The sequence below is a fragment of the uncultured Meiothermus sp. genome (genome assembly GCF_937863175.1).
In the GTDB taxonomy this organism is placed as follows: domain Bacteria; phylum Deinococcota; class Deinococci; order Deinococcales; family Thermaceae; genus Meiothermus.
Genome location: NZ_CALMCQ010000010.1, coordinates 1 through 21415 on the forward strand (window position 1 = coordinate 1; position 21415 = coordinate 21415).

Annotated in this window: 34 protein-coding genes; 4 read left to right on the forward strand and 30 right to left on the reverse strand. The window is 59.7% G+C overall.

From position 1 onward, the window contains the following. The 4 genes from bshC to Q0288_RS00320 all read left to right on the forward strand — a co-directional run. A partial coding sequence (gene bshC, locus Q0288_RS00305; RefSeq protein WP_299425414.1) for a bacillithiol biosynthesis BshC occupies positions 1-398 on the forward strand: 398 nt, incomplete at its 5' end. Positions 399-726: 328 nt separating this feature from the next. Beyond that, on the forward strand, positions 727-1890 hold the full coding sequence (locus Q0288_RS00310) for a SpoIID/LytB domain-containing protein (protein WP_299425417.1): 1164 nt from the start codon (positions 727-729) through the stop codon (positions 1888-1890). Positions 1891-2032: 142 nt separating this feature from the next. Further along, positions 2033-3280, forward strand: a complete 1248-nt coding sequence (locus Q0288_RS00315; RefSeq protein WP_299425420.1) for a S41 family peptidase — start codon at positions 2033-2035, stop codon at positions 3278-3280. Between the two features lie 9 nt (positions 3281-3289). After that, a complete protein-coding gene (locus tag Q0288_RS00320; RefSeq protein WP_299425423.1) occupies positions 3290-4570 on the forward strand; it encodes a S41 family peptidase in 1281 nt (426 codons plus the stop codon). Between the two features lie 299 nt (positions 4571-4869). On the opposite strand, the gene Q0288_RS00325 is transcribed toward Q0288_RS00320, so the two are convergent. The 30 genes from Q0288_RS00325 to rplB all read right to left on the reverse strand — a co-directional run. Next, positions 4870-5619 (reverse strand): hypothetical protein, encoded by a 750-nt coding sequence (locus Q0288_RS00325; RefSeq protein ID WP_299425426.1) that lies wholly within the window; start codon positions 5617-5619, stop codon positions 4870-4872. 23 nt (positions 5620-5642) lie between these two features. Then, positions 5643-6242 carry a cysteine peptidase family C39 domain-containing protein gene (locus tag Q0288_RS00330; protein WP_299425428.1) on the reverse strand — a complete coding sequence of 200 codons (600 nt, stop codon included), beginning with the start codon at positions 6240-6242 and terminating at the stop codon, positions 5643-5645. Between the two features lie 357 nt (positions 6243-6599). Beyond that, positions 6600-6908 carry a hypothetical protein gene (locus tag Q0288_RS00335; protein WP_299425431.1) on the reverse strand — a complete coding sequence of 103 codons (309 nt, stop codon included), beginning with the start codon at positions 6906-6908 and terminating at the stop codon, positions 6600-6602. A gap of 271 nt (positions 6909-7179) precedes the next feature. After that, positions 7180-7665 carry a L17 family ribosomal protein gene (locus Q0288_RS00340; protein ID WP_299425434.1) on the reverse strand — a complete coding sequence of 162 codons (486 nt, stop codon included), beginning with the start codon at positions 7663-7665 and terminating at the stop codon, positions 7180-7182. Positions 7666-7750: 85 nt separating this feature from the next. After that, the gene (locus Q0288_RS00345) at positions 7751-8728 is read right to left on the reverse strand and encodes a DNA-directed RNA polymerase subunit alpha (protein WP_299425438.1); all 978 of its coding nucleotides are present in this window, start codon (positions 8726-8728) and stop codon (positions 7751-7753) included. A gap of 78 nt (positions 8729-8806) precedes the next feature. Continuing rightward, positions 8807-9424: a 30S ribosomal protein S4 gene (rpsD, locus tag Q0288_RS00350; protein WP_299425441.1), complete on the reverse strand. Its 618-nt coding sequence runs from the start codon at positions 9422-9424 to the stop codon at positions 8807-8809. Positions 9425-9585: 161 nt separating this feature from the next. Continuing rightward, positions 9586-9987 carry a 30S ribosomal protein S11 gene (rpsK, locus tag Q0288_RS00355; protein WP_299425443.1) on the reverse strand — a complete coding sequence of 134 codons (402 nt, stop codon included), beginning with the start codon at positions 9985-9987 and terminating at the stop codon, positions 9586-9588. Between the two features lie 159 nt (positions 9988-10146). Next, positions 10147-10527, reverse strand: a complete 381-nt coding sequence (gene rpsM, locus Q0288_RS00360; protein ID WP_299425446.1) for a 30S ribosomal protein S13 — start codon at positions 10525-10527, stop codon at positions 10147-10149. Between the two features lie 30 nt (positions 10528-10557). Then, positions 10558-10671 carry a 50S ribosomal protein L36 gene (gene rpmJ, locus Q0288_RS00365; RefSeq protein WP_013014843.1) on the reverse strand — a complete coding sequence of 38 codons (114 nt, stop codon included), beginning with the start codon at positions 10669-10671 and terminating at the stop codon, positions 10558-10560. A gap of 76 nt (positions 10672-10747) precedes the next feature. After that, entirely contained in the window at positions 10748-10966 is a 219-nt protein-coding gene (infA, locus tag Q0288_RS00370) for a translation initiation factor IF-1 (protein ID WP_119357170.1), read from the reverse strand. A gap of 28 nt (positions 10967-10994) precedes the next feature. Next, the gene (map, locus tag Q0288_RS00375) at positions 10995-11786 is read right to left on the reverse strand and encodes a type I methionyl aminopeptidase (protein ID WP_299425454.1); all 792 of its coding nucleotides are present in this window, start codon (positions 11784-11786) and stop codon (positions 10995-10997) included. Between the two features lie 30 nt (positions 11787-11816). Beyond that, positions 11817-12395 carry an adenylate kinase gene (locus Q0288_RS00380; RefSeq protein ID WP_299425457.1) on the reverse strand — a complete coding sequence of 193 codons (579 nt, stop codon included), beginning with the start codon at positions 12393-12395 and terminating at the stop codon, positions 11817-11819. Between the two features lie 4 nt (positions 12396-12399). Then, positions 12400-13722 carry a preprotein translocase subunit SecY gene (secY, locus tag Q0288_RS00385; RefSeq protein ID WP_299425459.1) on the reverse strand — a complete coding sequence of 441 codons (1323 nt, stop codon included), beginning with the start codon at positions 13720-13722 and terminating at the stop codon, positions 12400-12402. 1 nt (position 13723) lies between these two features. Further along, complete coding sequence (gene rplO / locus Q0288_RS00390; RefSeq protein WP_299425462.1) at positions 13724-14185, reverse strand: 50S ribosomal protein L15; 462 nt, start codon at positions 14183-14185, stop codon at positions 13724-13726. Further along, the gene (gene rpmD, locus Q0288_RS00395) at positions 14185-14361 is read right to left on the reverse strand and encodes a 50S ribosomal protein L30 (protein ID WP_299425465.1); all 177 of its coding nucleotides are present in this window, start codon (positions 14359-14361) and stop codon (positions 14185-14187) included. Before rpmD ends, rplO begins: the two co-directional genes overlap by 1 nt. Further along, positions 14361-14849 (reverse strand): 30S ribosomal protein S5, encoded by a 489-nt coding sequence (gene rpsE, locus Q0288_RS00400; RefSeq protein ID WP_299425468.1) that lies wholly within the window; start codon positions 14847-14849, stop codon positions 14361-14363. The genes rpmD and rpsE overlap by 1 nt, the downstream gene beginning before the upstream one ends. A gap of 81 nt (positions 14850-14930) precedes the next feature. Next, positions 14931-15269, reverse strand: a complete 339-nt coding sequence (rplR, locus tag Q0288_RS00405) for a 50S ribosomal protein L18 (RefSeq protein WP_299425471.1) — start codon at positions 15267-15269, stop codon at positions 14931-14933. Between the two features lie 56 nt (positions 15270-15325). Further along, positions 15326-15865 carry a 50S ribosomal protein L6 gene (rplF, locus tag Q0288_RS00410; RefSeq protein WP_299425475.1) on the reverse strand — a complete coding sequence of 180 codons (540 nt, stop codon included), beginning with the start codon at positions 15863-15865 and terminating at the stop codon, positions 15326-15328. After that, positions 15865-16260 carry a 30S ribosomal protein S8 gene (gene rpsH / locus Q0288_RS00415; protein ID WP_299425478.1) on the reverse strand — a complete coding sequence of 132 codons (396 nt, stop codon included), beginning with the start codon at positions 16258-16260 and terminating at the stop codon, positions 15865-15867. The genes rplF and rpsH overlap by 1 nt, the downstream gene beginning before the upstream one ends. Positions 16261-16422: 162 nt before the next feature. Beyond that, complete coding sequence (gene rpsN, locus Q0288_RS00420; protein ID WP_299425480.1) at positions 16423-16692, reverse strand: 30S ribosomal protein S14; 270 nt, start codon at positions 16690-16692, stop codon at positions 16423-16425. 75 nt (positions 16693-16767) lie between these two features. Next, positions 16768-17316, reverse strand: a complete 549-nt coding sequence (rplE, locus tag Q0288_RS00425) for a 50S ribosomal protein L5 (RefSeq protein WP_299425483.1) — start codon at positions 17314-17316, stop codon at positions 16768-16770. 11 nt (positions 17317-17327) lie between these two features. Then, the gene (gene rplX, locus Q0288_RS00430; RefSeq protein WP_299425507.1) at positions 17328-17663 is read right to left on the reverse strand and encodes a 50S ribosomal protein L24; all 336 of its coding nucleotides are present in this window, start codon (positions 17661-17663) and stop codon (positions 17328-17330) included. Between the two features lie 225 nt (positions 17664-17888). Further along, entirely contained in the window at positions 17889-18257 is a 369-nt protein-coding gene (rplN, locus tag Q0288_RS00435) for a 50S ribosomal protein L14 (protein ID WP_299425487.1), read from the reverse strand. Further along, positions 18254-18547, reverse strand: a complete 294-nt coding sequence (gene rpsQ, locus Q0288_RS00440) for a 30S ribosomal protein S17 (protein ID WP_299425490.1) — start codon at positions 18545-18547, stop codon at positions 18254-18256. Before rpsQ ends, rplN begins: the two co-directional genes overlap by 4 nt. A 91-nt stretch (positions 18548-18638) precedes the next feature. Continuing rightward, positions 18639-18911, reverse strand: a complete 273-nt coding sequence (gene rpmC / locus Q0288_RS00445) for a 50S ribosomal protein L29 (RefSeq protein ID WP_299425493.1) — start codon at positions 18909-18911, stop codon at positions 18639-18641. Next, positions 18889-19314, reverse strand: coding sequence for a 50S ribosomal protein L16 (gene rplP, locus Q0288_RS00450; protein ID WP_299425496.1), 426 nt, complete (start codon positions 19312-19314; stop codon positions 18889-18891). The genes rpmC and rplP overlap by 23 nt, the downstream gene beginning before the upstream one ends. Before the next feature lie 3 nt (positions 19315-19317). After that, positions 19318-20079 carry a 30S ribosomal protein S3 gene (rpsC, locus tag Q0288_RS00455; protein WP_299425498.1) on the reverse strand — a complete coding sequence of 254 codons (762 nt, stop codon included), beginning with the start codon at positions 20077-20079 and terminating at the stop codon, positions 19318-19320. Continuing rightward, positions 20072-20464 (reverse strand): 50S ribosomal protein L22, encoded by a 393-nt coding sequence (gene rplV, locus Q0288_RS00460; protein ID WP_299425510.1) that lies wholly within the window; start codon positions 20462-20464, stop codon positions 20072-20074. The genes rpsC and rplV overlap by 8 nt, the downstream gene beginning before the upstream one ends. Before the next feature lie 116 nt (positions 20465-20580). Continuing rightward, positions 20581-20862, reverse strand: coding sequence for a 30S ribosomal protein S19 (gene rpsS / locus Q0288_RS00465; RefSeq protein ID WP_299425501.1), 282 nt, complete (start codon positions 20860-20862; stop codon positions 20581-20583). 9 nt (positions 20863-20871) lie between these two features. Then, positions 20872-21415: 50S ribosomal protein L2 (gene rplB / locus Q0288_RS00470; protein ID WP_299425504.1), on the reverse strand; the 544-nt coding region annotated here is incomplete at its 5' end.

Sequence of the window (21415 nt, forward strand, 5' to 3'; positions counted from 1 at the left end):
CCTTCCAGGCCGACCCCGAGGGTTTGTTCAAGACCGCCCTGGCCCAAGAAGACGCCCGGGTGCAGGCCATTCAAACCCACCTCAAGCGCATTGCTGCCGAGTTTGAGCAAGTCCAGGCTTTGCTTAAAGACCCCACCCTCAGCCGCCCCCGCCACCGCGCCCGGGTGCGGGTGCAGTACGAACTCGAGCGCCTGGAACGCAAAATCCTGGACAACGCCCTGCGCCACGAGAACACCACCGGCGCCCAGTTTGCCCGCCTGCAACGCCATCTAGTTCCCACGGTTCCCCAGGAACGGGTCTATCCCTTCCTGATGTATCTGCTCAAGCACGGTGAGATCGTGTTGCAACGGTTGCTCGAGCTGCCCGCGACCGGCAACCATACCCTCAGGCTGGGCTAAGTATCTCCTGGTTAGGAATTTGCAGTGCGCTGAGAGGCTCGCAACGGAACGGCGCCGAAGCAAACCCCTGCAACGCAGCTCATAAGAAACCATCACCGAAATTTCTATACCTGGCGCACTTAACAGGCCACCTGGTTTGCAGAGGGCTGCTTGAGCCGGGCAAGGGTCACCGGTTTTTGGTCTGCCTGGGGTCTGGGGCAACCACCGGCCGACCTGGCCTCACTGCCGGTTGACGCATGAACCTCGAGGTCGGGCCAGCATGCAACCGTTATCTCAAGGCCAGATGAACTTGGCAGCCCTCGCCCAGTACGTATACTGGGATTCAGGCATGGTTCGCGTCTGGATGCTTCTTTTCCTTTTGCTGGGGGCAGCCCAGGCCCAGCAGGATTTGTTGTTGCGGGTATTGCTCACCGAGGCTTCGGTGGGCAGCGTTCAACTGGGGCCGCACCAGCGCAACAGCGCATTCGGCAGCCAGGATTTTGGCGCCGGTACGCTGCGGGTTGCGGCGGGGCCGGGCGAAGTACTGCTGGACGGCCAGAGCGCGGGGCCCTGGGTGGAGTTTGTACCCGCCGATGGTTTTGCTTTGGGTGGGCGGATCTACCGGGGCAACCTGTTGGCGGTGTGGCAGGCAGGGCGGGTGCTCTTTATCAACCGGGTCTGGCTCGAGGACTATCTGCTGGGCGTGGTTCCCAGCGAGGTTCCGGCTTCCTTCCCGGATCCGGTTTTGCAGGCCCAGGCCATTCTGGCCCGCACTTTTGCGCTCTATCGCCTGAACCCTCAGGGCCTTTACGACCTCTGCGCCACCGAACGCTGCCAGGTATATCGGGGTCGCTCGGTGGAAACCGCTCGGCACACCCGTGCGGTCTTGGCCACCCGCAGCCTGATCGTGAGCTATAACCAACAACCCATCACGGCGGTCTACCACTCCGACTCTGGCGGCCATACGGCCGCAGCGGCAGAGGTCTGGGGAGGGAGTCTGCCCTATCTGGTTTCGCGACCCGATCCTTTTGCCCAGAGTCCTGGGGGCTCCTGGAGCCGCACCCTCTCCCCTGCCGCACTGGCCCGCAGCCTGGCCAGCCAGGGCATCCAGATCGGTTCGATCCAGTCCATCGCTCCACTCCTTCTCAGCGCGAGTGGCCGTCCGCTCCGGCTCGAGGTTGTAGGCAGCAGCCGCACTATCGAGCTTGATGGGCCGCAGTCCACCCGCCTTTTGCGGGGCCTGGGGCTGCCTTCCACCAGGGTGCGCTTTGATGGCTGGCAGGTCTTCGGGCAGGGCAACGGCCACGGCGTGGGCATGAGCCAGTGGGGCGCTCGAGGTCTGGCCCTACAGGGCTGGGATTTCCGGCAGATTCTGGGCTACTACTACCCCGGTACCTACCTCAGCAGCTTCGAGGTGGTGGCGGGCTTGCAGGACCGGCTTCGCACCGACCGACACCCGTCCTTATGGGTTCAGGCCGCTGGGGCTGTGGTTGCCGGGCTAAAAACCCCCTAAAGGAAGGGTTTCTCGAGGTCAAATAGGGATGGTTTTCTTGCATACCCTTTCACACCCTGCCCTGCACGCAATTAACCCGCGCTTCCAGGACAATCGGGGTCAACCTACCATTCGCTTATCATTTTCTTGTTTACACTAAAGCATGGCTGTGAAAAAAGCACTGCTCGGCGGTTTGCTGGTTGTTGGGATGCTAAGTCCAGCACTGGCTTCTCCAGCCCAGGATCTCTTCGATCAGGCTACCTTTTTGATTGGTTTTTATTACCATGGCCCGGCCAGAGTGGCCAACTTCCGTGAGTTGCGGCGCCAGTATCAGCCCCAACTTGACCAGCTTTGTGCTACAGAGCGCGGCCCCTGTGGTTTTGACAAGGCCCGGCAGGTGATCGGTCGTATCGTGCAGGAGATCGGCGACCCTTTTACGGTGCTGATGACCCGCAGCCAGCTCATTGACGACCAGCGCTACGGGGCCGGGTTGGGGCCAGCCGCCCCTCGAGTGGGGGTCTGGGTGCACGAAACCCCCCGTGGGCTGGTGGTGAGCGAGGCCTTCCCCGGCGAACCCGCTTTCGAGGCTGGGTTGCGGCGCGGTGATCTGATTACCCAGATCGGGGGGGAGCCGGCCACCGAGGCCCGCCTGATCGCTGCCGAAGCCACCCGAAATGCTTTTGGACTGAGCTATAGCCGCCAGGGGAATGCCCGCACCGTCAACCTCACCCCAAGAGTGGCCGAGGCTACCATGCATCCCCGCCTCGAGGTCGCCAACAACATGGCCTACCTGCGGATCTACCACCTTTATAGCTCAGATCGCTTCTCCACTGCCGAACGCATCCACGACGCCGCCCGCCGGGCCGAACAGGCCGGGGCGCGGGGCATGGTGATTGACCTGCGCGACTCCCTTACCGGCTACGACTCCGAAGCCCTGCTGGCTGCCACCGCCTTTACCGGAAAAGGTGGCTTTGTCTATGACCGCCGCTTTCAGGGGCAGGACGAAACCCACACCGTAGAAGGCGGCAAGCTATTTGTACAGCCCGAAGGAGGCGACAAAGAGGAGCAAAGCGCATTGGAGCAGCCTCATCTGGCCCGCATTCCCCTGGTGGTGCTGGTCAACCGCTACACCATCAACTCCGCCGAGATGCTGGCCTACTTTTTGCAGGCAGCGGGTCGGGCCAGGGTGGTGGGTGAACCCACCGCCGGAGCCCTGGGTATGTCGGGCAGCGCAGAAGGCCCTTTGATCAATGGAGAGTTTATTGCCGTCTCGTCGTTGCGGATGCGCAACCTGGATGGTTCGCCCTTCCCGCTTAAGATCACCCCGGACATACCCGTGGTGGACGATCTGGAAGCCCTGATCGCGGGGCGTGACCTGGTGCTGGAACGCGCCTTAGAACTGCTGCGGTAGGTGGATGCTATGCGGAGACTGTTTGCAACCCTGGCCCTGGTGCTTGGCTCGCTATCGCTGGCCTCGCCCGCACAAGACTTGTTCGATCAAGCCAGCTTCTACATAGAGTTCTACTACAACGGCCCTTCCACCCTCAACCTCAAGGAACTCACGGCCCGCTACCAAACAGAACTCGAGCGCACCTGCGCGCCCCAGAAAGACACCTGCACATACGAACAGGCCGTGCCCATCATCCAGCGAATGATTGGCGAGCTGGACGACAACCACACCTACTATCTGTCGCCCGAAGCCCTGCGGGGAAACCGCGAGAGCCGCCAGGGCAATGCCCCTTCCCGCACCCTTCGTATTGGCGTTACCCACCAGCCTATTCCGGGCTCCCGTGACCGCCTGGTGGTGGACGTGGTCGAGGGCGGACCTGCCGACGAAGCCGGGCTGGCTTATGGGGACAGGATTGTCGCGGTAAATAACCGGCCCCTGAGCGAGCAGCCCGATGACAACCAGGCCGTACAGTTTCTGGTACAGGCCATCCAGACCGGGCGCCCGGTGGTGCTGACCATCCTGCGGGGCCCAGAGCGCCAGCGCCTCGAGGTCACCCTTACCGGACGCGAGATCAACCTGGCCCGCTTCCCCTCCCTCCGAATTAGACCCGATGGGGTGGCGGTGCTTAGAATCCCCGATTTCGATGCCCAGGGCCAGGTGGGCCGCCGGGTGCACGAACTGGTGCGCGAGGCCCAACAGAAAAACGCCCGGGCCATGATTCTGGAATTGCGCGGCAACAGCGGGGGTCTGCTCAACGAGATGATCTACTCGTCTGCGGCCTTCCTCGACGAACCCTTTGTGGCCCTGGTAGACCGACACCAGACCGACCGCACCGAATTCCGCATTCGGGAAGGGCGCTTTATGGTCACCCGCAACGGCCAGAGTGAGAATGCCAACCTGCCCACCATGGCCCGGTGGCGTGGCCCCCTGGTGGTGCTGGTAGACCAGAACACCGCCTCGGGCGGCGAGTATCTGGCCTCGGCAATTCAGAAAGCCAGGGCTGCACCCATCGTGGGGGTTGCGACGCTGGGCATTGGCAACACCACCACCCGCCCCATAGACCTGATCAATGGCGGGGCTCTGAGCATCTCGTTCAACCGAGCCTTTTTTGCCGATGGTAGCCCCTTCCCGGCCAGGGCCACGCCGGATATTGTGGTGGAGAACTCGCTCGAGCAACTCGCCAACCACGGACGCGACCTGCCCCTCGAGAAAGCCCTGGAAGCCCTGGGGATCAGGTCCGGCAACCGTTAGCAACCGTTGGCGGGTAATACGCACACACCTCCAAACCTGGCCCCCTTTCCATGTGGGAGGTGTCTTGCGCCATGAAGGGTTGAGATGGTCGAGCCTCACGACTCAGGCCAGTAAGTATCTCCACGTTAGGAATTTGAGTTGCCCACAGAGCCGCGCCAACGCAACCCCAGCAGTACACCGTGTAAAACCATCACCGGAATTTCTATCACGGGGGCACACCGTACGCCCGCGACTCGCTCGATGGGTATCTGCCCTTACCCTCGAGAGGGTCGCAGATACCTTTCTCGACGCAGGCCGATTTACCAGAGCCTGCCGCTCCACTCGAGGCCCAGCCCAACCTGACCCTCACCACCCGCGAACGAAACGCTGGTGCGCGCCGCTAGTTGCCGCTCGGTCTGGGGGTCGAGGGTGTAGCTGGTGCGCAGACTCAGGCTGACGTTGGGCAGCCCGAGAGCCCCCACAACCCAGTCGAGGCTCGAGCCAAGGCTAAAGCTAATGAGATCATTGGCAACAAAGCCCGCGCTCAGGCCCAGGCTGAATCTCGAGGAACCGCTGTCCAGTGCGTCGGAGAATCCGGCTGTTGCTCTCAACACCACCGGGTCGCGCAACAGGCTGACCGCAGCGGACAGGCGCAGCAACCACGGGTACTCGAGGGCCAGCGAGACTCGCGGGTCAAAGGTGCCGCCCGGGTCAAGCCTGAAGCTAGCCCCCAGGGCTGCCAGGGACCTTGGTTCCCAAAGGTCTTCGCGCTCAGTCCGGTCAACAAAAGCGCGCTCGGTCTGGGTGAGCCGAAGTCCAGGCGAGACCAAGACCGAGGCCGAAACCTGGGGGGTATAGGCATACTCGAGCGAGGCCGACACCACCATATTGTGCCCCACCACCGTAAGCCCAAACGGCCCCTTTACTGGGTCGCTACCGAAGCCATGAAAGCCTCGAGGGTCGTATTTAAGCCCGATACTGAAGCGCAGCGTGCCCGCATCGTCCTCCGGGCGTTGTAGCAGATCTATGGGCTGGGCCTGGGTTTGAGCCAGGGCCAGGGAAACAACCACGAAAACGAAAGTTGTAATGAGTCTCATGGCAGTTGGTTTCTAAGTCTCGAGAGCTGATTCAACCTGCCCAGTGCCCAGCTCAGCACTCGAGCCTGGTTGGTTCTGGCTGTGGCAATGAGCGCCTCGCCCGGAGTCGGCACCAGCGCCACCCCGCTAAACCCTTTCTCTCGATCAAAGGCCGCTAACGGCATGATCCGCCTGCCCCAGCTGGGGTCGGCCAGCACCAACTGGCCGCCTATCAGCCCCACCGCCACCACATAGTGTGGTTCGGGTCTGGTCACGTGCAGCAGCACCGGCAGACCCCCGCGCTGGAAGTAGTCAACCAGTTGAGCAGGTGTGAGCCGGAAACCCCGGCTCAAGAGGCCCTTGGCCTGCATGGCCTGCCGCAGGGCCAGCGCGGTAATGCCCGACAACCTGGCTTCGTCCTCAGGCTTTTGCATGAAGCCAAGGGAAAGCATTAGCATCTGAGCCTCGCTGGTATCCTTGTCATAGTGATAACGCAGTAGAGTAGCAGCGGCAGCGGGGCCGCAGGTAAACCAGTCGGTCTGGCCCACCACTTCCTGGTAGCGGAGGTCGCGGTGGGAGATGGGGTCGGAGGCTAGGGCGAAAGATAAAATGCACAAGAGGACAGTAGCTGATCTCAACGCAATTTCCTCTCCATCGGGCTAACCTGACGCCTGTTCACCCTGGCCGATTTGATCGCTTATTCTTTGAACGGTTACTAATCACCACCCAGGCCACCGCTGTCATTGAAGCACCGAGGGCAGGCACCGCCACCTGGGGTATATTTACTCGGAAGACTACTTCGAGTATTTCAAGAAGTACTATGCTTGCGATGGAGAAAAAAACCGCTAGCAAGGTTACAGCAAAGATGTGCCATACAAAACTCACAAAACCTCCTTTCAGATTCGGGCTGGACTGCGGTTTGCTGACACCATATTCCAGCAATCCAGCCCAGTGTCACTTCTGCTGACTATTGCCTACCAACCAAACCAGTTGCGGATGGCACTTTCCACAACACGGACTTTCTGCCGGAGTTCATTTCCCACCATTTCATCAACGACTATCGCAACGACTGCTCCCACAATCGCAGCCCCAACGACCGCGACTGGCCCCGCTTTGCCCTCAACCTGCCCCAGTTCCTCGTCCCCCAACTCCACACCCTGTGGAAGCACAGTCTGGACGATCTGAGTCTGGAGGCCCTGGGGCAGCACAGCCTGGGTCTGTGCCATCGCCCCGCCAAATACCAGCACCACCAGCATCAACAATCCGGTCTTCAGTCTATTCATGCCAGCACTCCTTTGTATGGTTTGCGCGCTAAACCCGCCAATACTGGCCTGACTTCAGGGTAGCTGATTTATCCCCCCCGTCAAGCGTTTATGTTTAGTTGTACTAGGTATATTTTTTGCTGGAGACCGGCTCTGGTTGCCCTGGAGTCCGGTGATTCTTGGCAACTCCTCGAGGCGAGCGGTTGGATGCGGTGGGCAAAGTTTGTCTGGAAAGCAAAGCCCGCCCGCATTTGGCGCCAGCGGGCGGGGTGAAGCAGTGGCGAGTGCGAGTCTAGCTGACGAGTTCCACCAGAGCCATCTGGGTTCCGTCACCCCTACGGCGCTCGGCCAGCTTGAGGACGCGGGTATAGCCGCCCGGACGGTTGACGTACTTAGGGGCTATTTCTTCAAACAGTTTCTTAACCAGCTCGGGGTCGTGCAGGTCGCGCAATACCAGGCGGCGCAGGTGGTTGCGCCGGGCATAGGCCGCCAGTTCATCGGGCGTGGCCATGCGCTCGCCTTCTTTGAGAGGCAGTTCTGCGCCGCTCTTATCCTTGCGCTTGGCAAAGCGGACGTTATCCGGCACCGTGAGGGTGGGGGCTTTTTTGGCGGCAGTGATCAGGCTATCCACATAGCCTGCGAGTTCCTTGGCTTTGGGGATGGTGGTGGTGATTTTACCCTCCTCCGAAAGCAGTAAGCTCTTGGCGAGGTTGCGGAACAGGGCCACGCGATGCGAGGAGTTCCGATTGAGTTTTCTTCCGGCTTTTTGGTGACGCATGGTCTCTCCTTCGGGGAGATCGCGGGTTAAAAGTCAAAGGTCAAAAGTCGGAAGACCATAGACCTTAGACCTCGTACCTTAGACCTCAATCTTTCATCGCAAGCCCGTGCTGGGCCAGGCAGTCCTTGATTTCCTGGAGGCTGCGGTCTCCTATACCCGGCACTTTCTTAAGTTCGCGCTCCGAGAGGGCCAGGAGGCTTTCCACACTCTCGATGCCCTCTTCCTTGAGGTTGTGCAGGACGCGGGTAGTCAGGCCCAGGTCGTCCAGGGTCAGTCCCACCCCCCTGGAAACAGGAGCGGCTGCGGGGGCTGCTGTAGCGGTGGATGCGGGAGTGACCGCGGAAGCTACCGGGGTGGGCTTGTGTTCGACCCGTATCACCGGCGACTGGTCGAAGAAACCCAGTTGTTCGCGCAGGATGGTCACCGATTGTTGCAGCACATCCATCGGCGAAACCGCGCCATTGGTCCAGATCCGCAGGGTCAGTTTGTCCAGGTCGGTACGCTGGCCCAGGCGGGTATCCTCGACCTGGTAGGCCACCCGGCGCACCGGCGAGTAGAGAGCGTCTACCGGAATTGAGGAAATTCGGTCTTTGATACCGTGTTTTTCCGCCGGCACGTAGCCGGTTCCTTCATCCACCCGTACTTCCATCACCAGCTTGCCCTTATCTTCCAGAGTAGCGATATACTGGTCGGGGTTGACGATTTCTGCATCGGGGGGGCACTCGAGGTCGCGGGCATAGACCACTTTGGGCCCACTCGCCCTGAGGGTGAGGGTTTTGGGGCCTGTACCGGGGTTGGCCAGGCGCACCACCAGTTCTTTGAGGTTAAGGATGAGCTGAATGGCATCTTCCTTGACCCCTGAAATGGTGGAGAACTCGTGCAGCACGTCCTCGATGTAGACGCTGGTAACGGCAGTACCCGGAATCGAGGAAAGCAGAATTCGGCGCAGGGGGTTGCCCAGGGTCACGCCGAAACCCCGCTCGAGGGGCTCGAGTACAAACTCGCCGTAGTTTCCATTAATGCGGGCGTTGAAAACAGGGGCTTTGGTCTTGGTAGTTTCCAAACTAGAACCTCCTCGGAGGTGCTGATAGCGGATGGCTCTTGGTGGTTTTGCGATCGGCTACTGGCTAAGAGCTATGAACTATCGGGAGTAGAACTCGATCACGAGCTGTTCGTTCACCGGCAAGGACAGCATTTCCCGCTCAGGCACACGCAGGAAACGCCCGGTCATGGTGTCGGCGCTAAACTCGAGCCAGGGGAAGGTCTTGCGGTTCTTGAACCGTTCAATGTTCTGAACGATAAAATCAATCTTCCTGGCTTTTTCCGATACCTTGAGTTCATCGGCCTGGCGTAGCTGATAGCCAGGAATCGTCACCCGTCTGCCATTTACCAGGATGTGGCCGTGCCGCACGAACTGCCGGGCCTGGCGGCGGGTAGAGGCAATACCCATACGGAAAACCACATTGTCCAGACGGCTCTCGAGCAGTTGCAGGAAAACAGTACCGGTCACACCCTTCTTGCGGCTGGCCTCTTCGAAAAGATTGCGGAATTGAGTCTCCGACACATCGTAGATGAAGCGTAGTTTTTGCTTCTCGCGCAGGCGCACCGCAAAGTCGGAGGGGCGGCCCCTGCGCTTCTGGCCGTGCTGGCCTGGTGCATAGGGGCGGCGATCCAGGTACTTTTGAACTTTTTCGGTCTCGGCTACGTTCACCCCAAGGTGACGCGCCACTTTTACGATTGGCCCTCTATAACGACCCATAATTCTTCTCCTGTCGGAGAAAAGTCCAGGGTCTGGAGTTAAGGGTCTGGGCCACCACCTCAAGCTCTCGACACTTAACTCTCGACACTCGACACTCCTCCGGGTTCCCAAGGTATGCAGGGTGAAGCAGGGAACCAAAGTTTCACCCCAGCAACAAAGGCTTAGATGGTCTTACGGAACTTCTTACGCAGGCGGCAGCCATTGTGCGGCAAGGGGGTATCGTCCACAATCGAACGCACCTGAAGGCCGCTGGCCTGCAAAGCCCGGATGGCTTGCTCGCGGCCCGCACCAGTTCCCCGAACCACCACTTCCACACTGTTCATACCAAAGCCCTGAGCCTTCTTGGCCGCATCCATCGCGGCCAGCTGCGCTGCATAGGGCGTGCCCTTGCGGCTACCCTTGTATCCAATCACCCCACCCGACGACCAGGTTACGGGGTGCCCGTTGGTATCGGTGATGGTGACGATGGTGTTGTTATAGGAGGCGTGAATAAACGCCCGCCCTGCCGAGACCTGGCGTTTGACCTTTTTCTTACGACTGGTTGAAGCTTTTTTCTCAGCCATACTCTCCTCGCGTCTGCCCCACGCAAAATGGGTGTGGGGCCCTATCAGGAGTCTCAACTGGCGTGTACACGATGCACTCTTGCAGCATCTACGTTCCAGCTTTATCAGGAGGGGGTGGGAGATGCAAAAAGGATTTGACCCACTTCCCAGGCCATAACTCTACTTGCGGGGTGCCTTTTTCTTACCAGCAACGGTCTTGCGGGGGCCTTTGCGGCTGCGGGCGTTGGTACGGGTACGCTGACCCCGCACGGGCAACCCCCGACGGTGACGCAATCCCCGGTAGCAACCGATATCCATCAGGCGCTTGATGTTGCCGGCGACCTCCGCACGCAGTTCGCCCTCGAGCTTGAAGTTGTTCTCTACAAACTCGCGCAGCCTGGCTACCTCGGCCTCGCTCAGGTCCTTGACGCGGGTCGCCGGGTTGACACCCGTAGCATTGAGCGCATGGGTAGCACGGGCTGAGCCCACCCCGAACACGTAGGTCAGGGCGATGTCCACGCGCTTGTTGCGGGGGATTTCCACACCAGAAATACGAGCCATTCATTCACCTCCTTTATTCCTGAATTCCAATCAGCCTTGACGCTGTTTATGGGTAGGGTCTTCACAGATCACGTACACGCGGCCATGGCGCTTGATGACCTTGCATTTGTCACACATTTTCTTTACTGAAGTGCGCACTTTCATGGTTAGCTCCTTTTTCGAGTCCAGGGTCTGGGATCCAGGGTTTTCTCTTTGGCTCTCGAGACTTGGCTTACAGCATCTACCTGCGGTAAACAATCCTTCCCCGGCTGGGATCATAGGGGGTAATCTCGACCACCACCCGGTCTCCGGGGAGGATGCGGATATAGTTCATGCGCATCTTGCCAGAGATGTAGCAGAGGATCTCAGGGCCATTGTCGAGTTGCACCCGAAATGTAGTATTGGGAAGGGCCTCACTAATCACCCCTTCAGCGCGAATTGTGTCTTTTTCCTTGGCCAAGCACTTCCTCCTAGCGTCGCTCCCGGCACTACCTTCCCACCGGCACAGGTTTCTGCATCCCCGTCAAGAGGCGAGGGCCAGACTCGGTGATCAGTACCGTGTTTTCGTAGTGGGCAGCCAGGTTGCCCTTGCCAACCGTGGCCGTCCAGCCATCCGGTAATATTACCATCTTGGCTGGGTACAGGGCAACCATGGGCTCGAAGGCCAGGGTCATGCCGGGGCGCAGCCTGGGGCCTTTGCCGGGGTCACCGTAGTTGGGAACCTGCGGATCTTCGTGCAACTCACGCCCAACCCCGTGCCCCACCATCTCGCGGATACACCACAGACCATTCTGTTTTTCCACAAAATCCTGCACCGCTGCCGCCACATCTCCAATGCGCCTGCCGGGCTGTAGAAGCTCCAGGCCCAGCCAGAAGGCTTCTTCGGTCACTCGCAGCAGCTTCTGGGCCAAAGACGAAACCTTCCCCACCGCATAGGTGCGGGCCATATCGGTGGTATAGCCATCGTGGGTGAAGAGAAAATCAATCTTGAGCAACTCCCCTTCTCGCAACGGGCGCCTGGAGGGGAAACCATGCACCACCACATCGTCAATGGACATGCAGGTTGCGCTGGGATAGGGCACCTGCCCGCCTGCCCGGTAGCCAATCTGGGGGGCTTTCCCACCCACCTTCTGAATCGCCCGCAGGATCATCTGGTCGAGCTCGAGGGTTGTTGTCCCAGACCGAATATGTGGCTCCACCTCAGCAAAAATCTCGGTATGAAGCCGACCGGTTTCGGTCATCTTCTCGATTTCCCAGGGCGATTTGATGTGGATAGCCATAACGCAGAGTCTCGTCCAGTCTCGAGGGCTCTAAACCTTCACCTCTAATGCTTCCTGGATGGCAGCGTACACCTCGTCTACTGCCCCCAGACCGTTGATCTCTTTGAGGCTACCGGTTCGGGCGTAGTAGTCTACCAGCGGCTGGGTTTTGTGCAGGTACTCCACCATCCGGGCCCGGATGGTCTGTTCGTTGTCGTCCGAACGCCCCTCCTGGAGGGCCCGGCCCAGCAACCGCTTGACCAGCTCGTCCTCGGGGGCTGTAACCAACAGCACCCCCAGCAGGCGAATGTTTTGTTCAGACAGCAGTTTGTCCAGGGCTTCGGCCTGGGCCAGGGTGCGGGGAAAACCATCGAAAATGACCCTGGGGTCTGGCATGGTTGCCAGCTCCTCGCCAATAAGTCCCAGGATTATTTCGTCTGGAACCAGCTTTCCAGCATCCATGATGGGCCTGGCCAGCCTGCCCAGTTCACTACCTCGAGCCACGTGGCTGCGCAAAATATCACCCGTCGAAAGCTGCTTGAATCCCATCTCGGAGGCCAGGCGCCTGGCCTGGGTGCCCTTGCCCGCACCGGGAGGGCCTAAGAATATAACCGCCTCTGCCATAGCCATGCTCCTAGCGGGTTCTACCGCGCAACCGGCCCTTGGACAAAAAGCCCTCGTAGTTGCGCATCTGCAACTGAGCCTCGATTTGCCGCAGGGTATCGAGTGCCACCCCTACCACAATCAGCAGGCTGATGCCAGAGAAATGGAAGGCCAGGACAGTCACCCCGGTCACGTTCTGCATAATGGTCGGGAGGGCTGCCACAATTCCCAGGAAGATGGCCCCCCACAGGGTCAGTCGGGAGACGATGTGCTCCAAAAACTTAACCGTGGGGTCGCCGGGCCGGATTCCGGGGATAAAACCCCCGTACTCGCGCAGGTTCTCAGAGATTTTTCGCGGGTCGAACTGCACCGCGGTGTAAACATAAGTAAAGCCTACAATCAGCAACACCTCGATCAGCAGACCAGGGAACCGGGCGGGGGTGAAAAAGTTGGCAACAGCCTGGGCAACCGGAGACTCGGGGAACACCCCGGTGATGAAGAGAGGCAACTGGAGCAGAGCCGCAGCGAAGATGATGGGAATAACCCCCGCTGCGTTGAGCTTGATGGGGATATAGGTGGCCTGTCCGCCAAACATCTTGCGGCCCACCTGTTTGCGGGCATACTGCACCGGGATGCGCCGCTCGGCCTGCTGCACTGCGGCCATAGCACCAAACGCCACCACCACAAAGGCCAGGAAAATAATCAGGGCGATCAGGTTGACCTCGCCGGTTCGCACCAGGTCGAAGGCACGGCCCAACTGGGGCAGCCAGGCCGCCACAATACCCGCAAAAATCACCATGCTGGTGCCATTCCCGATGCCGTACTCGGTGATGCGCTCGGCCATCCACAAGAGTAGCGCGATGCCCGCAACCTGGGTGATCACCACCACGAAGTAGAAGAAGAAGCCAGGCTCCCAGCCAGGCAACAGGAAAGCCCCTTCGTTGGCGCCGAGGAAGGCCGTGGCCAGGAACAGGCCCTGTACTGCCCCCAGGGCAATACCCGCGATGCGGGTGTACTGAGTGATGATCCGGCGGCCTTCCTCACCCTCCTTTTGCAACTTCTCCAGCGCCGGGACGACGTTCACCAGCAACTGCATGATGATGGCTGCGGTGATGTAGGGCATGATGCCCAGGGCAAAGATCGAGAATTGTTCGAAGTTGCCCCCAGAAAACAGATTGACCAGGCCCAGTGCGCCCCCCGCAGGGGTTCCCAGAAACTCACGGATTTTGCTGATGTCCACCCCAGGAGTGGGGATGAAAGTACCCAACCGGTACAGCGCCAGCACCAGGAGCGTAAACAAAATCCGCTTACGCAGTTCGGGGATGATCAGCGCAGAGCGGAAGGCCGCGCGCATCTTAGGCCCCCTCGATCACGACTGCTTCGCCACCCGCAGCCTTGAGTTTTTCTATGGCGGCCTGGGAGAACTTGTGGGCATGCACCTTCACGCCCTTAGCATCACCCTGGGCCAACACCTTTACAGGGTATCCGGGGCGCACCAGGCCGGCCATGACCAGGGCTTCGGGGCTAACCTCACCGGAAGCAAAGTGTCTGGCGATGGCTCCCAGGTTGACCACCTGGTATTCCACACGCTCGAGTTCGCCATGGGAGTCGCCCTTCATGCCGCGCTTGGGCAAGCGCATCAACAGTGTAGAGCGACCGCCTTCGAAGCGGGCCGAGTTTTTGAGGCCGCCCGAACGGGATTTCTGGCCTTTATGCCCGCGCCCGGCGGTTTTACCCTTGCCCGAGCCAGGGCCACGACCCACACGCTTGGGGCGCTTGTTGGCTCCCTGGTTGGGACGAATATCGGAGAGTTTCATTATTCCACCACCTCCACCAGGTGGGAAACCTTGCGAATTTGACCGCGCATGGCAGGGTTATCCTGCACCTCGCGCACACGGTTCATCCGGGTCAGGCCCAGCACCTTGAGGGCGGCTTTCTGGTCTTTGGGATAGCCGATGGGGCTCTTGACCAGCCGAACCTTGACGGTAGCCATCAGGCCACCTCCTCGGGCCTGACAGGTGCCTTGCGCAGGCGCTTAACATCGTCCCAGGTCTGGAGTTGGCGCAGGGCTTCCATGGTCGCATAGGCGATGTTGACCGAGTTGCGTGAACCCAGCTCCTTGGTGAGGATGTCGGTGATGCCGGCCAGCTCGAGGATGGCGCGAGGCACCTGGCCGGCAATTACCCCTGTGCCCGGCGCGGCAGGGCGCAGCAAGATGGTGGAAGAACCCCAGGTCACGCTGATTTCATGGGGAATGGTGCCATTGTGCAGGGGCACCGCTACCATCTCACGCTTGGCATAGTTGTTGGCTTTTTGCACTGCCATCGGGACTTCTTTGGCCTTACCGAGGCCCAGACCCACCCGGCCTTGCCGGTCTCCGACGGCTACCAGGGCCCCAAAGCGGAAGCGGCGACCCCCCTGGTAAGTTTTGGAGGTACGGCGCACAAAGATCATCTTTTCTTCAAAATCGGTCTCAGGCATGAGTTGCTCCTTTTGGAGGCTAACGCGGCTAGCAATAGCGATTAGCTGTTTAGCTATGGGCTATGGGCTATCGGCTATTAGCTAAAACTCCAATCCCCCTTCACGGGCACCATCGGCCAGGGCCTTCACGCGCCCATGGTACTTGAACGAGCCCCGGTCAAAGACCACCTGGGCGATACCCTTGGCCCTGGCTGCCTCGGCGATGGCAGCCCCCACTTTCTTGGCCACCTCGGTCTTGTTGCCCGAAAGTTTGAGGGATTTGCTCGAGACAGCCGCCAGGGTCTGCCCCTTGCTGTCGTCAATGATTTGTGCGTAGATGTGCAGCAAGCTACGGTGAACGCTCAGGCGCAGACGACCTGAAGATTTTACGGCGTTGCGAACCCGGAACTTGCGGCGGTCTTCAGTGGACAAACGAGCCACAGATTCTCCTTCCTATGACACCCGCACCCGCCCAGCAGACAGGTGGCAGGATCCGTCTATTTACCCGCAGTCTTGCCGGGCTTGGTCTTGATGACCTCATCGGCGTAGCGAATACCCTTGGCGTGGTAGGCATCGGGGGGACGAACCGCCCGAACATTGGCGGCAACCTGTCCGACCAACTGCTTATCAATGCCTACCACCCGGATTTTGGTGGGTTCGGGCACTTCGAAGGTAATGCCCGCCGGCGGGGTCACGATGTCTTTGTGGCTGTGGCCCACGGTCAGCTCGAGGTTCTTGCCCTGCATGGCCGCGCGGTAACCCGTACCGCTGATCAGCATCTCCTTCACATAGCCTGCCGAGACCCCCTGAATGGCATTGGCAATCAGGGTACGGGTGAGACCGTGCAGACTCCGGTGGGAGCGGCTGTCGGAGGGGCGGCTCACGGTGATAGAGCCATTTTCGTTCTTTACCGCAAGGTCGGTATGAACCGGTACGGTCAGCTCACCCTTGGAGCCCTTGACCTTGACCAGCCCGGTAGAAACATCCACCGTCACACCCCTGGGCAAAGCGATGGCTTGTTTTCCGATGCGGCTCATTACCACACCTCGCAAATCACTTCGCCGCCCACGCCCAGCTTGCGGGCCTCGCGGTCGGGCAATAGACCTTTAGAGGTCGAGACAATCGCCAGGCCCAGGCCACGACGCACGTTGTGTACATTCTCGGCGGTCACATAGACCCGGCGACCCGGGCGGCTAACCCGCTGGATGTGCTGGATCACCTGTTCACGGCGGGGGCCGTATTTGAGGGTCAGGCGAAGGAAGGGTTTGCCCTCCACTTCGACCTGATCCAACCCCTTAAGAAAACCTTCCTTGACAAGGATGCTGGCGATCTGCTGCTTGAACTTGGAAGCAGGCACATCCACGCTCTCCTTGTGAACCTGGATTCCGTTGCGAATCCGGGTCAGCATATCGGCAATTGGATCACTAAGCATTGCAGAATCTCCTTCTTTTCAAGCAAGTCTGCCTGGTTTGGAGGTTTGCGGAACCCGGTCCTGGCCAAAACAGCCAGCCTGCCAGTTCAGAACATCCGCAGAACGCGCTCGAGGATTGGCCTTGCGGTATCGGGGAAAATTCACCGACCATCAAAGCAATCGTTACCAACTGGCTTTCTTGACACCGGGTAGCTGACCCTTATGGGCCATTTCGCGGAACTGAAGACGCGAGATGCCAAAGTAGCGCAGGAAAGCCTTGGAACGACCCGTCACTGCACAACGGCTCTTGTGGCGGGTGGGGCTGGCATCGCGGGGCAGTTCGGCCAGGGCGGCGTAGTCACCCGCGGCTTTGAGGGCAGCCCTCCTGGCGGCATACTTGGCGATGGTTTTTTGTTTGCGTTTCATCTTTTCGATCTGGGATTTTTTAGCCATGTGTGTTTCACCTCCTTTCTAAAGTTTCTGCTGATAGCTAAAGGCAAAGAGCGACTGGCTATCGGCTATAAACATCTACTTGCGAAACGGGAACCCGAGCAGTTCCAACAGCGCCTTGGCTTCCTCATCGGTCTTGGCCGTGGTGACTACCGCAATATCCATCCCGCGCACCGTATCCACCATATCGAAGGTGATTTCGGGGAAGATAGCCTGCTCGCGCAGGCCCAGGTTGTAGTTGCCACGACCATCAAAGGCGCCGGGGTTAACCCCACGAAAATCGCGGATGCGGGGCAGGGCGATGTTCAGAAGCTTCTCGGCGAAAATCCACATCCGGTCACCGCGCAACGTCACCCGTAGACCGATGGGCATTCCCTGGCGCAGCTTGAAGTTGGAGATGGACTTTTTGGCCTTGGTGATGGCGGGTTGTTGGCCGGTGATGAAGGCCAGCTCTTTTCCGGCCTTTTCCAGAATCCGGCTGTCTTCCTTGGCCTCACCGAGCCCCTGATTGACCACAATTTTGACCAGACGGGGGGCCGCCATGATGTTGTCATAGTTAAAGCGCTTCACCAGTTCGGGACGGATTTCTTCGGCGTAGCGTTTCTTTAGAGAAACTTCTAAAGGCATTCACAACCCCCTTATTTGGCATCCAGCACGCCATCACACTTGGCACAGACGCGGGCCTTGGTACCGTCGGGCAGCACCTTCTTGCGGATGCGGGTCGGCTTTTGGCAGCTCGGGCAGATCGGCATGACTTTAGAAGCATGGATCGGTGCTTCGCTCTCAATATAGCCCCCCTGAGGGTTGCGGGGGTTGGGGCGCACCGCACGCTTGATCATGTTTAGCCCCTCGACCACCACCATACCCTCCCTGGGCATGACGGCCTTGACTTTGCCGGTCTCACCGCGCAGTCCTTCCTTACCGGAAAGAACCACCACCGTGTCCCCTTGCTTGACGTGTACTTTGGACATTATTCCTCCGATTTTGCTTCAGGACGGGCAGAAGCATCCAGCTGCCAAATGGCAAGTGTAGCAGAAATCGTCCTAAAAAGCATCCTTTGCTCGAGGCTTGTTCGGGGTCGAAGCACGGCTGCTGCCCTCCTTTACCCCAACAAGCTGGGTGCGAGACTGGAGACCTGGAAAGCCCCCTGTGTATCGGAAACAACTTGCCTACGGCAAGAACCCGCGACCCTTCAGACCTTAGAGCACCTCTGGTGCCAGCGAGACGATCTTCATGAAACCACGTTCGCGCAGTTCACGGGCCACCGGGCCGAACACGCGGGTTCCACGGGGCTCGTTCTGGGGGTTGATGATGACGGCGGCATTGGTGTCGAAGCGAATCGAAGAGCCATCCTGCCGACGGATTTCCTTAGAAGTGCGCACAACTACCGCCTTGACCACCTCGCCCTTCTTGACCATGCCCCTGGGAATGGCTTCCTTGACCGAGGCCACGATCACATCGCCCACCCCGGCATATTTACGGAAGTGCCCACCCATCACCCGGATACAGGCGATTTTGCGTGCGCCGGTATTGTCGGCGACTTCCAGCACGGTTTCTTGCTGTATCACGCCTTACCACGCTCCTTGCGTAGCTGGTAGCGCTCGACCAGATCCATACGGCCTTCCTCGAGGCGTCCCACCACCACAAATTTCTTGTTTTTCGAGATCGGGGTTGCTTCCTTAATCTCGACGATGTCGCCCAGCTTGTACTGATCGGTCTCGTCGTGGGCAAGGTACTTTTTGGACTGCTTGATGACCTTGCCGTACAGCGGGTGTTGCATCTGGCGCTCGACCAGAACCGTGACGGTCTTCTGCGCCTTATCGCTCACCACCACGCCAGTCAGAACTTTTTTAGGCATGTTTGCTCCTTTAACTGCCGAGGTCTGAGGTGAAAAGGTATGCATAAGCGAGTTGAACATCTGCTCTGGCCTTTTCACCCCTCCACACGGTCTAGGCTTTCTTGGCTCGAGGCTTCTTTACGGCTTTACTGGCAGGCCTGGCCTGGGCCTGGCTCACCACTTCAATGCCTTTGGCCTTCTCACCCAACACGGTCATCATGCGGGCAATCTCACGCCGGGCCTGGGCCATCCGGTGGTTTTTGTCGAGCTGTCCGATGCTGGACTGAAAGCGCAACTCCATCAACTCTTTTTTGGTGTCTTGAATGCGCTTTTGCAGTTCTGATACGGGCAGCTTGCGCAGCTCACTGGGCTTCGTCGTAGGCATCGCGTTTCACCACCTTGGTTTGCATGGGCAGCTTGTGTCCGGCCAGACGAAGGGCTTCACGAGCCTGGTCTTCGGTCACACCTGACACTTCAAACATCACCCGGCCCGGCTTCACCACGGCCACATAACCCTCTACGTTCCCCTTTCCCTTGCCCATCCGGACCTCCAGAGGCTTCTTGGTGAAGGGTTTATCCGGGAAGATGCGAATAAAAATCTTACCCCCCCGGCGAAAATGCCGTACCATCGCCACACGGGCGGCTTCGATCTGCTGGCTGGTAACCCAGGTGGGTTCCATAGCCACCAGGCCCCACTCGCCAAAAGCCACATAATCGCCCCCTTTGGCGGTGCCACGCATCCGGCCACGGTGGGCTTTGCGGTATTTCATGCGTTTGGGCATCAACATGGGCTATCCCCCTTCCTTGGTCGAAGCACCGGCCTTGCGCACCGCCGAGCGGCGGCGGGGCTTGCCGTCCTCGCGATCCCGCTTGGGAGCCGCCGGACGGGCGGCTGGTGCCGCACCCGGCACAATCTTTTTTCCGCCAATCACCTCACCCATGAACACGTACGCCTTGACCCCCAGCGAACCATAGGTGGTCTCGGCTCGAGCAGTACCGTAGTCAATATTGGCCCGCAGGGTGTGCAGGGGCACCCGGCCTTCGGCGGCCCACTCGACACGGGCCTGTTCGGCCCCGCCAATGCGGCCCGAGACCACAATCTTGGCCCCCTGGGCACCGGACTCGCGCACCCGCTGGACAGCCTGCTTGATGCTGCGGCGCACCGCGAAGCGGCGTTCGATCTGCTCGGCGACGCGCTGGGCTACCAAGGGTGCAGACAGGTTGGGGTTGCCCACTTCCTGGACATTCAGGGCCACGGTCTTACCGGGGAACTTGCCTTGCAAGGTTTCGCGTATGCGCTTGATGGTTTCGCCACCGCGCCCAATCACCACGCCAGGCTTAGCGGCATAAACGGTGATGGCAATGTTGTCGGCAGCACGCTCCACATCTATACGGGCCAGACCCGCAGGACGTAGCTCTTTCTCGATGGTGCGGCGGATCACGCGGTCGTCCTGGATGACTTTGGCATAAGCCTTCTTGCCCGCGTACCAGCGCGACTCAAACTCGCGGGTGATACCCAGGCGCAAGCCGATGGGATTGATCTTGTTACCCATTTTTCTCCCCCACGATGATGGTGATATGGCTGGTACGCTTTTTGATCATGTTGGCGCTCCCACGGGCACGGGGCAGCATCCGCTTAATGGCTGGGCCTTCATCCACAAAAGCTGCCTTGATGAAAATCTGGTCTTCGATCATGTTTTTGCGGTCATCGTTCATGCCGTTGGCGGCAGCCGACTCGAGCACCTTGGCCACGATCTCTGAGGCGCGATGCGGGGTGTATTTGAGGATGGCACGGGCTTCCTCAAGGTTTTTCCCCCGGATCAGATCTACCACCAGCCGCACCTTCTGCGGCGACATACGGATGTGCCGGGCTGTGGCCTGGGCATAGGTATGGGCTGTTTCACTCTTGAGGGCCTCGCTTTGTTGGCGCAACGACATCCTGGCATAGCGTTGCAAGCCCGCCGAGCCAGGAAGGTGAACATCACGGAGGTCATTGCGAATATCCTTGCGTTCACTCTTTCTCAAACGACGTTTGGCTTCCATAGTTCACCTCCTCACTTCTTGACAGCGGTCTTGGCCTCGCGGCTATGGCCTTTGTAGGTGCGGGTCGGGGAAAACTCCCCGAGTTTGTGCCCCACCATCTGCTCGGTCACGTAGACCGGGACGTGCTGCTTGCCGTTGTACACCGCCAGGGTATGGCCGATCATCTCGGGCACAACGGTGCTACGACGGCTCCAGGTTTTGATCACCCGCTTTTCGCCTTTGGCGTTCATCGCCTCGACTTTTTCCAGCAGGTGGCCTTCCACGAAAATTCCTTTTTTCAAGCTGCGTGGCATAGTTCACCTCTATTTGCGACGAGACACGATGAGCGCGCTCGAGGGCTTCTTCTTCTTCCGGGTCTTGAGACCTTTGGCCTGCTGGCCCCAGGGCGATACCGGCGGACGGCCCCGGGGGGCGCGGCCTTCACCACCGCCGTGCGGGTGGTCTACCGGGTTCATAACCGTACCGCGCACGTGGCACTTGCGACCTTTGTGGCGGTTGCGCCCAGCCTTGCCGATCACGATGTTTTTGTGGTCACCGTTGGAGACCACCCCGATGGTAGCAAAGCACTCCCCGTGTACCTTGCGCAGCTCGCCCGAGGGCAGGCGCAGGATCACGTAGTCGCCTTCACGGCCCTGTACCTGCACGCTGGTGCCGGCGCTGCGGGCCATTTTGGCCCCCTTGCCGGGCTCGAGTTCGACGGCATGAATCACCGTGCCAACCGGGATAAAGCGCAAGGGCAGGGCATTCCCCACCGCAATGGTGGCTTCGGGGCCGCTTCTGATGGTGCGGTCCACGCTCAGGGCATCGGGGGCCAGGATGTAGCGTTTTTCGCCATCGCGGTAGAAC

Bases quoted from the DNA above. Each gene is read 5' to 3' on its own strand.
- Q0288_RS00310 (WP_299425417.1), top strand. From the start codon at position 727: ATGGTTCGCGTCTGGATGCTTCTTTTCCTTTTGCTGGGGGCAGCCCAG.
- Q0288_RS00315 (WP_299425420.1), top strand. From the start codon at position 2,033: ATGGCTGTGAAAAAAGCACTGCTCGGCGGTTTGCTGGTTGTTGGGATG.
- Q0288_RS00320 (WP_299425423.1), top strand. From the start codon at position 3,290: ATGCGGAGACTGTTTGCAACCCTGGCCCTGGTGCTTGGCTCGCTATCG.
- Q0288_RS00335 (WP_299425431.1), bottom strand. From the start codon at position 6,908: ATGAATAGACTGAAGACCGGATTGTTGATGCTGGTGGTGCTGGTATTT.
- Q0288_RS00340 (WP_299425434.1), bottom strand. From the start codon at position 7,665: ATGCGTCACCAAAAAGCCGGAAGAAAACTCAATCGGAACTCCTCGCAT.
- rpsD (WP_299425441.1), bottom strand. From the start codon at position 9,424: ATGGGTCGTTATAGAGGGCCAATCGTAAAAGTGGCGCGTCACCTTGGG.
- rpsK (WP_299425443.1), bottom strand. From the start codon at position 9,987: ATGGCTGAGAAAAAAGCTTCAACCAGTCGTAAGAAAAAGGTCAAACGC.
- rpsM (WP_299425446.1), bottom strand. From the start codon at position 10,527: ATGGCTCGTATTTCTGGTGTGGAAATCCCCCGCAACAAGCGCGTGGAC.
- rpmJ (WP_013014843.1), bottom strand. From the start codon at position 10,671: ATGAAAGTGCGCACTTCAGTAAAGAAAATGTGTGACAAATGCAAGGTC.
- map (WP_299425454.1), bottom strand. From the start codon at position 11,786: ATGGCTATCCACATCAAATCGCCCTGGGAAATCGAGAAGATGACCGAA.
- Q0288_RS00380 (WP_299425457.1), bottom strand. From the start codon at position 12,395: ATGGCTATGGCAGAGGCGGTTATATTCTTAGGCCCTCCCGGTGCGGGC.
- secY (WP_299425459.1), bottom strand. From the start codon at position 13,722: ATGCGCGCGGCCTTCCGCTCTGCGCTGATCATCCCCGAACTGCGTAAG.
- rplO (WP_299425462.1), bottom strand. From the start codon at position 14,185: ATGAAACTCTCCGATATTCGTCCCAACCAGGGAGCCAACAAGCGCCCC.
- rpmD (WP_299425465.1), bottom strand. From the start codon at position 14,361: ATGGCTACCGTCAAGGTTCGGCTGGTCAAGAGCCCCATCGGCTATCCC.
- rpsE (WP_299425468.1), bottom strand. From the start codon at position 14,849: ATGCCTGAGACCGATTTTGAAGAAAAGATGATCTTTGTGCGCCGTACC.
- rplF (WP_299425475.1), bottom strand. From the start codon at position 15,865: ATGAGCCGCATCGGAAAACAAGCCATCGCTTTGCCCAGGGGTGTGACG.
- rpsH (WP_299425478.1), bottom strand. From the start codon at position 16,260: ATGCTTAGTGATCCAATTGCCGATATGCTGACCCGGATTCGCAACGGA.
- rpsN (WP_299425480.1), bottom strand. From the start codon at position 16,692: ATGGCTAAAAAATCCCAGATCGAAAAGATGAAACGCAAACAAAAAACC.
- rplE (WP_299425483.1), bottom strand. From the start codon at position 17,316: ATGCCTTTAGAAGTTTCTCTAAAGAAACGCTACGCCGAAGAAATCCGT.
- rpsQ (WP_299425490.1), bottom strand. From the start codon at position 18,547: ATGCCTAAAAAAGTTCTGACTGGCGTGGTGGTGAGCGATAAGGCGCAG.
- rpmC (WP_299425493.1), bottom strand. From the start codon at position 18,911: ATGCCTACGACGAAGCCCAGTGAGCTGCGCAAGCTGCCCGTATCAGAA.
- rplP (WP_299425496.1), bottom strand. From the start codon at position 19,314: ATGTTGATGCCCAAACGCATGAAATACCGCAAAGCCCACCGTGGCCGG.
- rpsC (WP_299425498.1), bottom strand. From the start codon at position 20,079: ATGGGTAACAAGATCAATCCCATCGGCTTGCGCCTGGGTATCACCCGC.
- rplV (WP_299425510.1), bottom strand. From the start codon at position 20,464: ATGTCGTTGCGCCAACAAAGCGAGGCCCTCAAGAGTGAAACAGCCCAT.
- rpsS (WP_299425501.1), bottom strand. From the start codon at position 20,862: ATGCCACGCAGCTTGAAAAAAGGAATTTTCGTGGAAGGCCACCTGCTG.